Annotated in this window: 7 protein-coding genes, 2 tRNA genes and 3 pseudogenes; 6 read left to right on the top strand and 6 right to left on the bottom strand. The window is 37.7% G+C overall.

All coding sequences use genetic code 11. The annotated features are described in order from the left end of the window. Positions 1–186 (top strand): annotated as a pseudogene (locus ACFIMW_RS01250) (late control protein); the annotation flags it as partial. Between the two features lie 141 nt (positions 187–327). Continuing rightward, a complete protein-coding gene (locus tag ACFIMW_RS01245) occupies positions 328–1,146 on the top strand; it encodes a DNA adenine methylase (protein WP_375617353.1) in 819 nt (272 codons plus the stop codon). A gap of 243 nt (positions 1,147–1,389) precedes the next feature. Here the strand turns inward: ACFIMW_RS01245 and ACFIMW_RS01240 are convergent. After that, positions 1,390–1,463, bottom strand: a tRNA-Gln gene (locus ACFIMW_RS01240). Positions 1,464–1,722: 259 nt separating this feature from the next. Between ACFIMW_RS01240 and ACFIMW_RS01235 the strand changes: the two genes are divergently transcribed. The 3 genes and pseudogenes from ACFIMW_RS01235 to ACFIMW_RS01230 all read left to right on the top strand — a co-directional run. Further along, positions 1,723–2,112, top strand: coding sequence for a VOC family protein (locus ACFIMW_RS01235; RefSeq protein WP_375607407.1), 390 nt, complete (start codon positions 1,723–1,725; stop codon positions 2,110–2,112). 233 nt (positions 2,113–2,345) lie between these two features. Beyond that, positions 2,346–2,435, top strand: a pseudogene (locus ACFIMW_RS09570) (DNA adenine methylase); the annotation flags it as partial. A gap of 1,030 nt (positions 2,436–3,465) precedes the next feature. Continuing rightward, positions 3,466–3,676, top strand: a pseudogene (locus ACFIMW_RS01230) (DNA adenine methylase); the annotation flags it as partial. A 140-nt stretch (positions 3,677–3,816) separates the two neighbouring features. Here ACFIMW_RS01230 and ACFIMW_RS01225 read toward each other — a convergent pair. The 5 genes from ACFIMW_RS01225 to ACFIMW_RS01205 form a co-directional block, all read right to left on the bottom strand. Next, positions 3,817–3,887: transfer RNA gene (locus ACFIMW_RS01225), tRNA-Gln, on the bottom strand. A gap of 63 nt (positions 3,888–3,950) precedes the next feature. Continuing rightward, the gene (locus tag ACFIMW_RS01220; protein ID WP_375607406.1) at positions 3,951–4,709 is read right to left on the bottom strand and encodes an ABC transporter ATP-binding protein; all 759 of its coding nucleotides are present in this window, start codon (positions 4,707–4,709) and stop codon (positions 3,951–3,953) included. Beyond that, a complete protein-coding gene (locus ACFIMW_RS01215; protein WP_375607825.1) occupies positions 4,706–5,656 on the bottom strand; it encodes an iron chelate uptake ABC transporter family permease subunit in 951 nt (316 codons plus the stop codon). The genes ACFIMW_RS01220 and ACFIMW_RS01215 overlap by 4 nt, the downstream gene beginning before the upstream one ends. Further along, entirely contained in the window at positions 5,649–6,605 is a 957-nt protein-coding gene (locus ACFIMW_RS01210; RefSeq protein WP_375607824.1) for an ABC transporter permease, read from the bottom strand. Before ACFIMW_RS01210 ends, ACFIMW_RS01215 begins: the two co-directional genes overlap by 8 nt. Before the next feature lie 105 nt (positions 6,606–6,710). After that, positions 6,711–7,661: a siderophore ABC transporter substrate-binding protein gene (locus tag ACFIMW_RS01205; RefSeq protein WP_375607403.1), complete on the bottom strand. Its 951-nt coding sequence runs from the start codon at positions 7,659–7,661 to the stop codon at positions 6,711–6,713. Between the two features lie 198 nt (positions 7,662–7,859). Here ACFIMW_RS01205 and ACFIMW_RS01200 point away from each other — a divergent pair, with 198 nt between their 5' ends. Continuing rightward, positions 7,860–13,658: an autotransporter outer membrane beta-barrel domain-containing protein gene (locus ACFIMW_RS01200; protein ID WP_375607823.1), complete on the top strand. Its 5,799-nt coding sequence runs from the start codon at positions 7,860–7,862 to the stop codon at positions 13,656–13,658. Positions 13,659–14,171: the final 513 nt, after the last annotated feature.

The raw sequence follows: 14,171 nt of genomic DNA, 5'->3' as shown, positions 1-14,171 counted from the left end.
TTGTCTCTTGCAGGACGCCCTGAAATCATGGCGGATCAACCTCTCATCCTTCAAGGGTTTCGTGGGCAAATCAATGGACCATGGAAAGCCGCTACTGTCACACATCGTTATGAAAAACAAAGCGGATACACAACAGAAATCACCTTTGAGGCACCAAACAAGGGAAAAGAAAGCAACAAAGAATAGAAGCTGGGCTGGTTGCCCAGCCAACGGGAGAAGTTTAGCGACCAACCCGTCCGATGCAACTCAACTCAACATCGCAGCCACTTCTTCTCACTTAAAGCAATGAGAAGACGGCGAATATAGATGGAAGAGTGTTAAAAAATAATGGATATACTTCATAAGGAAAAATTAAAATCTGTTGAACCTATTTCACCAGCTGCTGCTTATATTGGAGGTAAAGTCAGGTTAGCCAAAACCATTGTCAAAATGATCGAGGATATTCCACATAGCATTTATGCGGAGCCTTTTGTTGGTATGGGGGGAATATTCTTTAGACGAAAATTGATTCCCTCTGTTGAAATCATCAATGATTTTTCAGGAGATGTGGTGAATTTTTTTCGGGTGTTACAACGCCATTATCACCCTTTTATGGATCTATTGGAGTTCCAGATCAGTAGCCGTGAGGTGTTTGAACGATTACGTACACAAGATCCAAATAGCCTCACGGATTTGGAACGGGCTTTGCGGTTTTTATATTTGCAGCGTTTAAGTTTTAGCGGGAAGGTAGCCGACCGTACGTTTGGAGCTAAAAAAGACCGTAGTGCACAGTTTAATCCTTTGAAACTTGAAGGCTTATTAAAGCTTATTTACCGTCGTTTAGCGAGTGTTACCATTGAACATTTAGACTGGTCTAATTTTATTATGCATTATGATCGACCAAACACCTTATTTTATCTTGATCCGCCTTATTGGGGTGTTGAGGATTATTATGGAAAGGATTTGTTTAAGCGAGAAGATTATCAGACGATGTCTGCACTTCTTTCGCAATTAAAAGGGAAGTTTCTTTTGTCTCTCAATGATGTGCCAGAAGTTCGAAAAAGTTTCAGTCAATTCCATATAAGAGATGTGAAAACAGTTTATTCGTGTAACTCTTTAAATAACACAATTGCTGGTAAGGAGCTCATCATTACCAATTGTGATTAGGAAAAGAGAAAACGATTCACGAAAGGGGCTTTAAATGATCTTTGAAAGGCCTTTGAAGACCCTTTGAGAACACCTTTAAAACTCTTTGAAAAAAAATGAATTGGTACAAAACCTAGTGGCAAAATATACAAAACCCGCTGGCAAGCTACACCTTTAAAACTCTTTGAAAAAAAATGAATTGGTACAAAACCTAGTGGCAAAATATACAAAACCTGCTGGCAAGCTACATACATACAATACAACTGGCTGGGGAACTTGGATTCGAACCAAGATTGACGGAGTCAGAGTCCGCTGTTCTACCATTAAACTATTCCCCAATAAGCCAATTTTACCATTTCTAGCAGATTCTATAGTGTAGGCAAGTGCAAAAAATCTTTAGATTATCAATAATAAAGAGCGATAGGATATCATTACAATCCCAGTAGTGGCGGCCTCGATATTTTAGCATATAGCAATAAGTGAGTAAAAACATATAAATAGAGCACACCGCGAATGGAAGCATCACAAACTCTTATTGAAATATCCTCTATATAGGTATAGCCTGTCAGGCAGTTGCTACTAAATCATGGAGAATTAATGAGTAATATTTCCACTTATCCTGTTACCCCAAACCTACAGTTGGTATATGTCTCAAACATAGAGTATTCTACAGCTTTTTACAAATTCATCTTCAAGAAAGAACCTGTGTTTACCTCGCCACGCTATGTTGCATTTGCTTCTTCGGGGGATGCACTCTTTGCTCTCTGGTCAGGGGGCGATACGCCTGAGGAGAATGTGCCTCGTTTTTCAGAAATCGGCATTATGTTGCCAACAGGAGAGGACGTAGATAAGCTATATGCGGAATGGCAAGAGCAAACCACTGTTGAGATAAATGTTTTGAAGGAACCGTATACTGATGTATTTGGACGTACCTTCCTAATCAAAGATCCGGACGGACACATTATTCGTGTTTGTCCACTGGATTAAAAAGTTTGAGATCCGATCTTTAATCGCCTAAATTATAGTACCTCAATTATAATAATTATCTGTTTCCAAAACCTATAAGCTATGCACGCTAAGAGGCTTACTTGCGGCGCGTGGCTTATTCGTTCGGTGCTGTTCCATTTATATTCAGCCCCACAGCCTGCCTGTTTCCACAGGTGGTCTAATTGGTTTGGAGATCAGTCGGCGTTATTGCATGGCCAGTGATCAGTACTTGTAAAATCATAAAAGCTATCCCTCATCGCACTTATATTGAGCCTTTTATTGGAATGGGAGGAATATTCTTTACAAGGAAATTGATATCTTTATGAAGTTAAAAAGGCATTGTACAAAAACTAATAAAATAAATATATTAAGTGCAATTATTTTATATGAATCCACTTAAGAATCCATACTTTTATGCATGTTTGAATTGATCATTTTTTATATAGGATTGCCATGGATGTATAGATTATAAAAAGCAAATCATGATGCAAATACTATAACGCATGGGTGCATTCAAATGAAATGAAAAGCGGTTATTATTCATAACGTGTCATAAATTTTATGATACGTTTTTAAAAACGCTTGCTAAAAATTTAGTAAATGATAGGCAGGCATTATATAGATACTATCATCACAATATAGAATGAAAATCACAATGTTATGTCTTATCAAACCGAAAGCATTTCAATGATATAACGCAAGCAAGCGAGAAAAAACGTTTTAAAAGTTACAGTTTAAAAATACAAAACCAAATGAGCTCTCTCAAAATTTGGGGGCACCTATTGAAAAAAAGATGAGGCAGAAAAATTCAAAACCATTGTAACATCTAAGGCATGGGATTTTACTCAATTTTGAGTCAAAAGCTATAATGTTTAAAGGTGGCTATTCTAAAGATAATACCTCCAAAATTGGATTGGTTAATTTTGCCAACTCAAATTTGAGCTGGTTAATTTGCAAAGAAGTTACATTTGAGTGCAAAATGAAAAAATGCTTATGAAATTCTTATTGAGAAGACATTCATTTAAGATGCATTTTCTTTTGATTGGATTGATAAAGTTACCAAGCGTTTATAGATTCTATAATGCTAATGAATGATATCAAAATCATAGCGATCATTTACGTTTCTTTTGATAAGTTTTCATATTTCTAAATAGAGCCCTTGCAATATGATACGTTTTGTATATATGCATTCATTACTCCATTGTGGATGATTCATTTGAATCTTATAATCAATATCTGAAAGCCGCGTCATGTCATTTGGCTCGGCTTTCTTTTTTGAATTCTCTCTTTAGATAGGTTTATAGCTATTAGATAAGGCTTTCCCATAAACAGAGACAGATATACGTGTATTATTATGGAAAGGATTTATTTGCGAGAGGATTACCAGACGATGTTTGCTTTGCTTGTGCAATTAAAGGGAAAGTTTCTTCTCTCTCAACTATGTGCTTCAGATCCGAAAAATCTTTAGCCAATTTAAGATAAAAGGGGTTGGCACATCTTATACATGTGGTTCAAAGAATCCGCACCGGCTCAAGAGCTTATCATCTCAAATTGCAATTTTTAGAGGAAGAGAAAATATGCATTAAAGGGATTTTAAATAACCCTTGAAAGTTTTTGAAGATCCTTTGAAAAAAATAAATTGATGCAAAATCTACTTTCAAATTATACAAAACCCGATGACAAGCTACAATCATTAAATACGGGCTGGGGAACTTGGATTCGAACCAAGATTGACGAAGTCAAAGTCAGCTATTATACCATTAAACTATTCCCCAATAAGCCAATTTTACTATCCCTAGCAGATTCTACGGTGCATGTAAGCGAAAAAAATTTTATGATTATCGATAATAAAGAGCGATAGGGATGTCATTAATTGTTTTGATTTGAATATCGACATCATAAATGTCTTTAAGAATTTTTGGTTGCATGATTTCTTTTGGAGTCCCACAATAGGCTGCTTTTCCATTTTTCAGTGCAACAATCATATCTGAGTAAGATGAGGCAAAATTAATATCGTGCATAACAATAAGAATGGTTTTTTTCAGTTCATCAGCTGTGCGGCGTAATTGCTTCATCATAGAAACGGCATGTTTCATATCCAGATTGTTTAATGGCTCATCTAAGAGAAGATAATCAGTGTCTTGGCAGATAACCATTGCTATAAAAGCGCGTTGACGCTGACCGCCAGAAAGTTCATCTAAAAAACGGTCTTGTAAATCTTGTAAGCCGAGATAGCGTAGTGCACTGTCGATAAATTGTTTATCTTCATGTGTATACCAGCCTTTTGAATAAGGATAGCGCCCAAAACTTACTAAATCATACACGGTTAAACGGAAGGATAAAGGATTATCTTGACGTAAAATTGAGAGTTTTTGAGCCAAAATATCGTGAGGAATTTTATCAATATCAAAGCCGTCAATGTTAATTGTCCCTTGATGGTGCGGTAAAAGACGTCTTATCAGCATTAAAAGAGTTGATTTTCCCGAACCATTGGGCCCAATGAGAGAAATAATCCCCCCTTTTGGAAGATGAAGGCATAAATTATCGATAATCAATCGTGCTCCGTACGCCTTGGAAAGATGATTGATCTCAATCATTTTAATTTTCCCTTCATCAATAACATTAAGAAGACGATACCTCCACAAAACTCAATGATAAAACTTAAACGCCCTGCCATATGAAAAATTTGCTCTAAAATAAATTGTCCCCCCACCAAACAAATAATCGCTAATAATATTGCAATAGGGACAACAACACTGTGTTTTGTTTGAGGAGAAAGTTCATAGGAAAGATTGGCAACTAACAGTCCAAAAAAAGTGACGGGGCCTACCAATGCGGTGGAAATGGATACAAGAATGGAAACAAAAATAAGGACAGCTGTCGCACTTTTGTGGTAATTAACGCCAAGATTGAGAGCATTTTCACGTCCCAAAGCCAAAATATCAAGAAGATGACGTGAACGCCATCCAATCAAACTTACAATGAAGACAATGATTGTGGCAAAGCTTATTAATGACGTATTGAATTTATTAAAATTTGCAAACATGATATCCGTTAAATTCATCATTTGGTCTGGATTTAATTGCAATTGCATAAACATGCGTAAACTGAAAAAAAAGCCGCCTAAAACAACACCAATTAAAAGCGTCAAGTGAAGCCCTTTTAAGCTTCCTGAAAAGAGCCAGCGAAAAAGACTTGTTGAAAAGATAATGAGAATGAGGGCTTCGAGAATGAGCTGCCCTTCTTCATTCAAAAAGGGCAAAGAAAGAGAGCCTACAAAATACAGCAGGATAGTCTTTATTAAAATATAAAGCTGATCAAATCCCATAAGTGAAGGGGTAAGAAGACGATTGTTAACAATTGTTTGAAACAAAACCGTAGAAACGCTTATTGCATAGGCAATAAGGAGCAGAGAGATAAGTTTTGTAAGGCGAAATGTCCATGTATAAACATTGATATTCCACGCCATGTAAAGACTAATGACAGTACATGCCATGATGATAAGCGTCGTTAATACACATATTGTTGTTTTTTTTCTATCCAAGATGCTTTCTCCAGCGTAAAAGGAGTATTATAAAAATAAAACTACCGATCACGCCCATCATGGTACTGATGGGAATTTCAAAAGAAGGTTGAATGATTCGTCCTAAAAGATCACAAATCAAGACCAATCCTGCGCCGCTGATTGCTACCCAAGGAGCGGTATAGCGCATATTATCTCCCATGAAACTTGAAACAATATTTGGAATAATCAACCCAACAAAAGGAATACGGCCAATGGTACAGACGACAACAGCGGTAATTGAGGCGACAATAAAAAGGCCAAAAAACATGACAACACGATAATTCAATCCAAGGTTATTGGTTAAATCTTCTCCCAAACTTGCAACCGTAAAGCGATCAGCCGTACAATAGGCCAGAATACAAAGGGGAAGGGATAACCATAAAAGCTCATATTTTCCTTCAAGAACCATCGCAAAACTGCCAAATAAGTAAGCTTGAAGAGAAGGAAGTAACATTTCATAATCTGCAATGGCATTGGTTAAAGAGCCAATAATATAACTTAGCATAATCCCTGTAAGGGGGACAATGAGAGCAGATTTTAGAGGAATGCGTTGCAATAAAAACATAAAAAGTAAAGTGCCTGCCATGGCAAAGATTGTCGCAACGACCATTTTTCCTAAAACAGGAACATCGGGCAAAAAAATCATAATAAAAAGAATGCCAAGGGAAGCAGATTCAACGGTTCCGACGGTTGATGGCTCGACAAAGCGATTGCGTGTTAATAGTTGCATAATCATACCTGAAAGTGCAAGTGCTGCGCCTACTAAAATGATTGCAATGGTACGAGGAAGACGCGTTTGCCAAAAAATAAGCCACGCATGGGGATCGGCTGCGAAAAGGTTAGAAGGTGAGACATCAGAATAACCAACAAAAATGCTGAGGATAGATAGGAAAATTAGAAGTGTTATGGTTATCCAGTAATTCTTCACGCTAAATCATTTTCTAACAAAATTTAATAAAAAAACAAAGGTTATTTTATAAACAACCTCTGCTTTTAAATTTTATTTATATAGCAAGCAAGCTCTTTCGTGCGCTTATTTGCTCTTTGTAAAGGCTTCATTGATCTGCTGTGCGGTTTCAATGAGTGCCGTTAAACCACCATTTGCACGATACCAGCTCCAAGAGTCCAAATAAATAATTTGGTTTTGTTTGCTTGCTGTTGTGCGGTGAACAAGCTCATTGTTGAGCAATTGTGCTGCGGATTGTCCTTCCCGCCCAATGGCTGCATCGCGATCAATCACTAACAACCAATCAGGATTGGTTTCAAGAATGAATTCAGGAGAAATGAGTTGTCCATGTTTTTGCACGGTAAGTTTATCGGTTGCAGGGGCAATTCCAAAAGCGGAGTGAAAAATATCGAAACGTGATTTTGGTCCGAAAGCACTGATTTTTCCACCAGAGGTCATGAGTATGAGCCCGGTGCCTTTTCCTTGGGTATTTTTATGGACTTCAGCAAAAGCTTCATTGAGTTTTGCAATTTCCTTTTCTGCTTCTTGTGTTTTGCCAAAAATTTTTCCAAGGATAGACACATTTCGTTTAATATCTTCAAGAGAATTTTCGTTTTCTACTGTTAGATCAATTGTTGGAGCTATTTTGGATAAGTCTTTATATTTTGCTTGGGTTCTGGAGGAAATAATAATCAAATTGGGTTGAAGAGTGGCAATTTTTTCATAATCGGGCTCAAAAACGGTCCCTATTCTTTCATATTTTGCATCGTCAAATTGTTGCAGATAGGAAGGTTTTTTTCCTTCAGGAACGCCGATAACTGCTTGGATACCAAGGCGATTCATATTATCTAGCGAGGCAAGATCAAACACAACAACCTTTTGCGGAGAAGTGGGAACAGAAGTCGTGCCTGAAACATGATCAATTGTTATATTTGTCTGGGTACTCGTATTTGCAATACTCGTATGCGTCCACAAAATCGTTGCAAAACTAATTGCAACCAGTAAAACAGAAGTCATCCATTTCATATATTTTATCATCGTGATTTTATCCTTTTATCTAATATTACAAAGGTTTGCGCACTTAAAAACTTAACTTTGGTATTTTTATGCACAAAATGAAGCGTAAATAAATAACACTATGTTGTAAAGTTGACTGACATATGTTACAAATCGTTCACTTACCTCATTTTCACTTAATTCTAGTGTTTTTGCAACATTATTTAGAAAGTTTGACATATGATCAATGTATTTAAAAAGCGTACAAGTCTGTATGCACTGACAACAAGTGCTTTCTTCTTTTTACAAGGTGTAGATGTTTCTATGGAGGTGATGGGTAATCGGTTGCCATTACCGAACTTCGGAGCATCTTTATCATACGCAAATGCAATTACACCTAATCCAGAAACTCCACCTTCTGAGGATAGATCTAATGACGTTTTATCTGGAGAATTGCAAATTCAGGGGAAAAAGGCAATCGGTTCTAATGATGGGGCTGATAAGGAACCTGTACGGGTGTATTCACCTATTACTAGCTGTCATTCTACTAAATTTAATGGTACTATTACTCTTGGTAATCTAATGAATAGTGTAGAAATTGTTCCAGGAGCTATTCCAGGTGCTGTTGCAGGTGCTATTCCAGGTGCTGTTGCAGGTGCTGTTGCAGGTCGTCCTTCGCATATTGCTGTTCCTAATAGTTTTGACGCTGCTATTCCGGGTGGTATTTGGGGGGCTGAAAACGGTGCTGGAGTTCATTCACAAAGAGCATCTGGTACTTTACTCCCTGCTGTCCCAGGTGGGGTGGGTGTTCAATCTGGGAGACAGGCTCGAAATGCAAGAGATGCGAGTATGGGGGTAAGAGGGCTACAGGGTAGTAAAATCCTTGGTTCAGACAGTTTTAATGATGCTATATATGGAGCTATTTCTTGCAGCAATGCTGGAAACTATAAGGTGCAAGGGAAAAATATTATAGCAAAAGACGGTGAGAGTGCTGTACACTTGAAGGGTAATACAGGGGAATCTCCAGAAAAAACTCATCTTCGTTTAGACGCTGTATCTATTATGCATGTAAAGGGCGAAAATGGTTTTTACAGTTTTGAAAATATAGCGGATATTACGGGATTAGTTCAAGGTGTCTCTAATGGTAATCCTCAAAATCAAAAGAAGGATGCTAGTAAAGCTCTTAAGCTCTCTGATGTTGCTGTGCTGGTAGAAAATGGAAGTGTTAATTTAATTAATTCAAATATTAAGGGTTTTTTTACTGGACTTGAAGCTAAAGATTCTGGAAGTATTACTATGAAAGGGGGGAGCATCAAGGGTGCACATATAGCTGCTTTGACTAAAAAGGGTGGGGCAATTTCTTTAGATGGAGTAAAGGTTGATGTTCTTGGGATTGGTCTTTGGAGTTCTGGAAACTCAGTTATCGTAATGAATTCTGGAGAGATGACTATAATAGAGGGTGGAATAGGCGTTATATCGGAAACAGGGGGAACTGTTGTATTAGATGAAACGACGGTCAGAGTTTCTGGGATAAAAGGTAGCAATGGTTTAAGCGAATATAGTGCTGGTTTATTATCGTCTGGGGGTGGTATTTCTTTCCAAAATGGAAAGCTTGAGGGCTCCAAAGCCTTTGCGTTGTTGATAAATAATGAGTTTGGAATGGATGCTTTTAATAATGAGTGGTCTGGCGGTTTTGATGAAGGAGAAGATAATGAAGATAATGAAGATGATGATGATGATGATGCAGAAGATAATAGTGGAACAATGAGATTGGGTGAAAAGATAATAAGTACGTTTCATGCTAACGGTTCTGCTATTGGACAGGTTGTTTCTGTTATAAAGAATTCTTTAAAGGAAAATTCATCTTCTATAGGTAATGGTGTATCTCCTAAATTTACCCATCTAATGATTTCTGATATTCAAAATTCAACGATTAAACTAGGAGGCGAGTCTTACGGTATATATTTTGATGGGGAGAGTGATGATAAATCAAAAGAATATCGAGCAACAATAAACAAAGATAGATTGCATGCTGTTCTTTTGAAAGGTACACGTCTTAAAGTTCCTGAGGGCGTGGCCATTTATAGTGATAGTTTAGAGGGAAGCGTTGTTATAAAAGACGAATCAACTCTTTCTGGTGGTTTACTATTGAACGCTGAAGAGGATTCCAACCTGTTTGTTTTTGTTCAAGATTCTTTAATTAAGGGAGGTGCTCGTATTGATAAAAGTTCCCATGCTAAGCTTTTTTTATCTCACGGATCGGAGTGGTATGTAACAAAGGATCTATATAGTCGTGATTTGAGAAGTTCAGATAACATTTGTGTGGATTCATGTATTTCATCTATGAAACTTGCTAATAGTAATATTAGATTTTTCACTTCTTTAAAAAATGGAAATGCTGAGGATGTTGAATATCGAACCCTTCTCATTGGAGATAGAAATAAAAAGGGAAATGGTGTCGTTTACACAGCTTCTGGGACTTCTAAAATTTACTTCAATGTAAATTTAGCGCCGATTGGTACGAAAAACTCTCAAATATCTGATAGGCTTATAATTAATGGTGATGTTGGCGGAGAAAATGGAACTATAGTGCATGTGAATGATACTTCAGGTGGGAAGGGGAATACGGATTCAGATCAAAAGTATAGTGTTTCGCTTATTCAAGTTTATGGGCAGGCAGAACAGAATTCTTTCAAGCTAGAAGGTTCTTATGTAACACTGGGTACGCCTTATAAATATATTCTTCGTGCTGAGAAAACAAAAAATGACCCTTTCATTTCTAGTTTGGTAGGATTGGGGAACGAATTTTGGAATTTTTCTTTAGAAAGTGAGAATGTTGTTTCTTCTGGTGGAGAAAATACAGAAAGCTCTTCATCGTCTGGGCAGGGACGTTTATTGCTGAGATCTGATACAGATGATTCTAGTATGGATTCGCAAACAGAAGGTACATTATTGGGAACAACAGCTGGATATGATAAAACTCCGAATATTTCTCTTCCTAATAATTCAAGTAAGGGTGATATAATAGAAGATGATGATGAAGAGAATGGAATATACTCAGGATCTTTAGTCACTACTTTACTGAACTCTTTTGGAAGGTCTGATACAGGTGATGACGATTCTATAATATCTACAGGTGGGATTTCTCTAATGCCTCTACCTGTTACTGTATCTAATAGCATTACACCTATAAATTCTGCTACTTCTGTGGATTTGAGGAAACCTTCTGGACCTGTTGGGCGTGTTCTTCTGCTTGATCGTTCTGGTAATGGAGGTGTTTCTTCTCAGTGTGGTAATGCGGAGCAAAATAGTGCGGGTATGTCGCAAGTTGCTTATTTGTGCAGTGATGGAAAACCATATACAATGGAAGGTCTTACACTGAAGGCAACGGATAAATCTCAACATTCTATGCATGCAAAGAAGCAGAATACGGTTATTACGTTAGAGAGTGTTACCATTAGTGGTGTGGATTCTTCTGATGATAAAAATAGTCTTGATCTTACTCCGTCAAATCCTGTGAGTGCTGTACTTGCAGAGGAAAAAGCAGAAATTGTTTTGAGTAAAAACTCAACGATTCAATCTTCTGTGATTGGGCTTGAAGCTAAAAGTGGCGGAAAGGTTAAGATGAATGATGGAACGGTCAATGCCCAGTATGTGGCTGCTTTTGCAGATTCTGAATCGTCTATTCAATTAAGTAATACGAAAATTAATATGACAGGAGATTTTGTTGCAGCTGCTTTGGCAAGTAAGGCTGGTGAGATAACCATGGATTCTGGAGATATTGCTATTGCAAGAGGCGTGGCAGTAAGGTCAGAATCTGGGGGCAGTATTAAGTTAGACAAAGTGAGAATTACTGCGAAAAAACAACAGGGTAAGTTAGATGCTGCAGATGACTTTGGACGTGCAGCTTTTCTGTTGACTGATAATGGTTCTGTTGATTTTAAGAACGGAAATGTTACTACTGACGCTCATGCTTTGTGGATTGTAAATGGTGGTGGGAACGAGGCGGATTCTCCTAGGAAAAAGAGAGCCTCTGACGTTCGTTCTGCTATGAATCACGCAAATATCGAGTCCTCTACTGTTAAAGTGGAAGGTGATGGGACTTATGGTATATACTTTGATGGAGTAACACAGAAAGACGGAAATAAACAAACTCGAGGTAAAGATTTAGCAACTGAGAAGGCAATTGTTAAACGGAGCGCTGTATCCACACAGGAGAAAACACCTATAGGCGTAACAGGGGCGATTTCATTGAAAAAAACTAAGTTTGAAGTTGCAAATGGTATAGCGATCTATGGTAATCATTCTGGTGGTCGTGTTTCATTAGAAAATAAAACAACTCTTGCGGGTGACTTCTTATTGAAAGCCGAGAATGATTCTAATATATTGGTTTCGGTTAATAATTCTATTGTTACAGGTGATGTTCGCGTTGATAAAAGTTCTTATGCAAAATTGGACTTGGTCAATAGTTCAGAGTGGATTCTAAAAAGAAGTTCACAGAGGAATTTGGGTGTTCTAGATTCAGGATGCGTGGATTCATGTATTTCTGCTGTGAGTCTTGTAAATAGTGTTATTGATTTTAGAGCTTCGAAAACTCAAGGACAATATCAGACTCTCCATATTGGAAATGGAACAGGCAGAGTTTATGAGGCGCAGGGGGATGCTTTAATTCATCTCAATGCCCGTTTAAATCCTCATGATCCAAGCGATCAACAAGTAACGGATAGAATTGTTATTCATGGCGATGTTTCTGGAAAAACAAAAATACATGTACGAGGTGATGCAGGCAATGTAGGAAATGGTCAGGAGAATGCTAAGATTGCCCACAGTGTTTCAATTATTCAGGTCTATGGTCAAGCAAAGAAAGATTCTTTCCAACTTGATGGCGATTATGTTGCACTCATCAACTCACCTTACAAATACACTCTCCGTGCTTATGCTCCAGAAGCGACTTCGAAACAGGAGCATGTTCAGCAGAAATTTGTTAAGGGTGGTGGCAAATTTTGGAACTTCCGTTTAGAAAATCAGTATGTGAAGTCTGTGGGATCTGCTGGACTTCCTGAACAATTTGTCAGGTCTGTTGTTCCACAAGTGCCTACTTATCTTGTCTTGCCTAATAGCGTATTCCACGCTGGTTTGATGGATATCAGTAATCAAAACAAGCAGTTGGAGACATTACGGACAACTTCTAATGGAATGGTCGATGTTCGTGAGAATCCTGCTTTATACTTGCGCGGTTATGGTGGAAGTTACCGTTATACTTCAGATCTTTCTGCACTTGAATATGGTTATGCAGGTGATCTTAGTTACAATGGTGTAGAGGCAGGTGTTTTGCTGCAAACTATTGAAAATGCTGATACTGCTATGTCTTTTGGTGTTATGGGGACTTATGGAAAACTTTCTCTGCAACCTTTGGATGTTGACCAAAGTCAGAAGAGTGCATTTGATAAATGGACGGCTACAGTCTATGGGAGCATGCAGCATGATGCTGGCTTCTATGTCGATGGTCTTTTATCCTATGGTCTGTTCAAAGGTGATGTTCTTACCCTTGCACGGGGGAAGACAGCAACATTGAAAGGTAATCCTTTGAGTGTTTCCTTATCGGGTGGTCAGACAATTGCTACAGGATATAAGGATTTTGTCTTTGATCCACAGGTTCAGGTTGTTTATCAACATCTTCAGTTTAATAAGGCCCGTGATATTGACAATTTTGATATTGAAATGGGTAAACTTGATCAGTGGGTGGCCCGTGTTGGTGGACGCTTAACCAAGGCTGCTACAGGCTCTGAAGGAGTGGATGCTGTTGCTTTCTACGGTAAGCTTTATCTTGCCCATGGTTTTGGAGAAAAACAGTCTGTGCATTTCAATGATGCTTTCAAGTTAGGAGCTTTTGGTTCTTCTCTAGAGGCTGGATTAGGTTTTAATGCCAAATTGTTGCCACAGTTCTCTCTGCATGCTGATATTCTCTATCAACATAAGCTGAATAAGGCTGGTTTTTCGGGAGCAAGTTTTTCCGGAGGAGTGCGTTATCAATTTTAATATAAGGTACAGGATGTACTTTTTGGAAAAGGCAGCACAATGTGCTGCCTTTTTTCTTTATAACAACTTGTGTTGTTCTTAAAAGCTTCTCGTCTTCTTGATGTGAACAAAAAAAGACATAGTTTGTTTTACGCATGAGAGCGTTTTTCTACGCTAAAGTGAATTTTCATAAAATTTTTGCTGTTGATGGTGCAATAGAGTGACTCACTTTTATGGGCTTTTTAAGAGTGCAGAGGGTATGCCATGCGTTACATTGTATTTTTAGGTAATGTATTTATTTATATAGATAATTTAATTTATTTTGCATGTTGAATAAGAGTCTTGAATATCGTAAGATTTTCTCATTTCAAATTTCTCTATGTTGAATCAATCAAAATCATTCGTTTGCACGTTACAAACGAAATTAACATGTGGATATAAATTGTACAAGAAAAGACTAAAGGTGCTTATAATGCACTGTTTCAAAGGTTAATGGTTGTCGTAAAACCCACGAGCTGGCAAAGTATGTGATGG

Source organism: Bartonella sp. AC329YNZD (genome assembly GCF_042196685.1).
Lineage (GTDB): Bacteria > Pseudomonadota > Alphaproteobacteria > Rhizobiales > Rhizobiaceae > Bartonella.
Note: the sequence above shows the minus strand (reverse complement) of the source record. Positions and strands in the feature narration are given on the sequence as shown.

What these genes read in the sequence shown, in the direction of transcription:
- ACFIMW_RS01200 (WP_375607823.1), top strand. Translation starts at nt 7,860, where the DNA reads ATGATCAATGTATTTAAAAAGCGTACAAGTCTGTATGCACTGACAACA.
- ACFIMW_RS01220 (WP_375607406.1), bottom strand. Translation starts at nt 4,709, where the DNA reads ATGATTGAGATCAATCATCTTTCCAAGGCGTACGGAGCACGATTGATT.
- ACFIMW_RS01235 (WP_375607407.1), top strand. Translation starts at nt 1,723, where the DNA reads ATGAGTAATATTTCCACTTATCCTGTTACCCCAAACCTACAGTTGGTA.
- ACFIMW_RS01245 (WP_375617353.1), top strand. Translation starts at nt 328, where the DNA reads ATGGATATACTTCATAAGGAAAAATTAAAATCTGTTGAACCTATTTCA.
- ACFIMW_RS01205 (WP_375607403.1), bottom strand. Translation starts at nt 7,661, where the DNA reads ATGATAAAATATATGAAATGGATGACTTCTGTTTTACTGGTTGCAATT.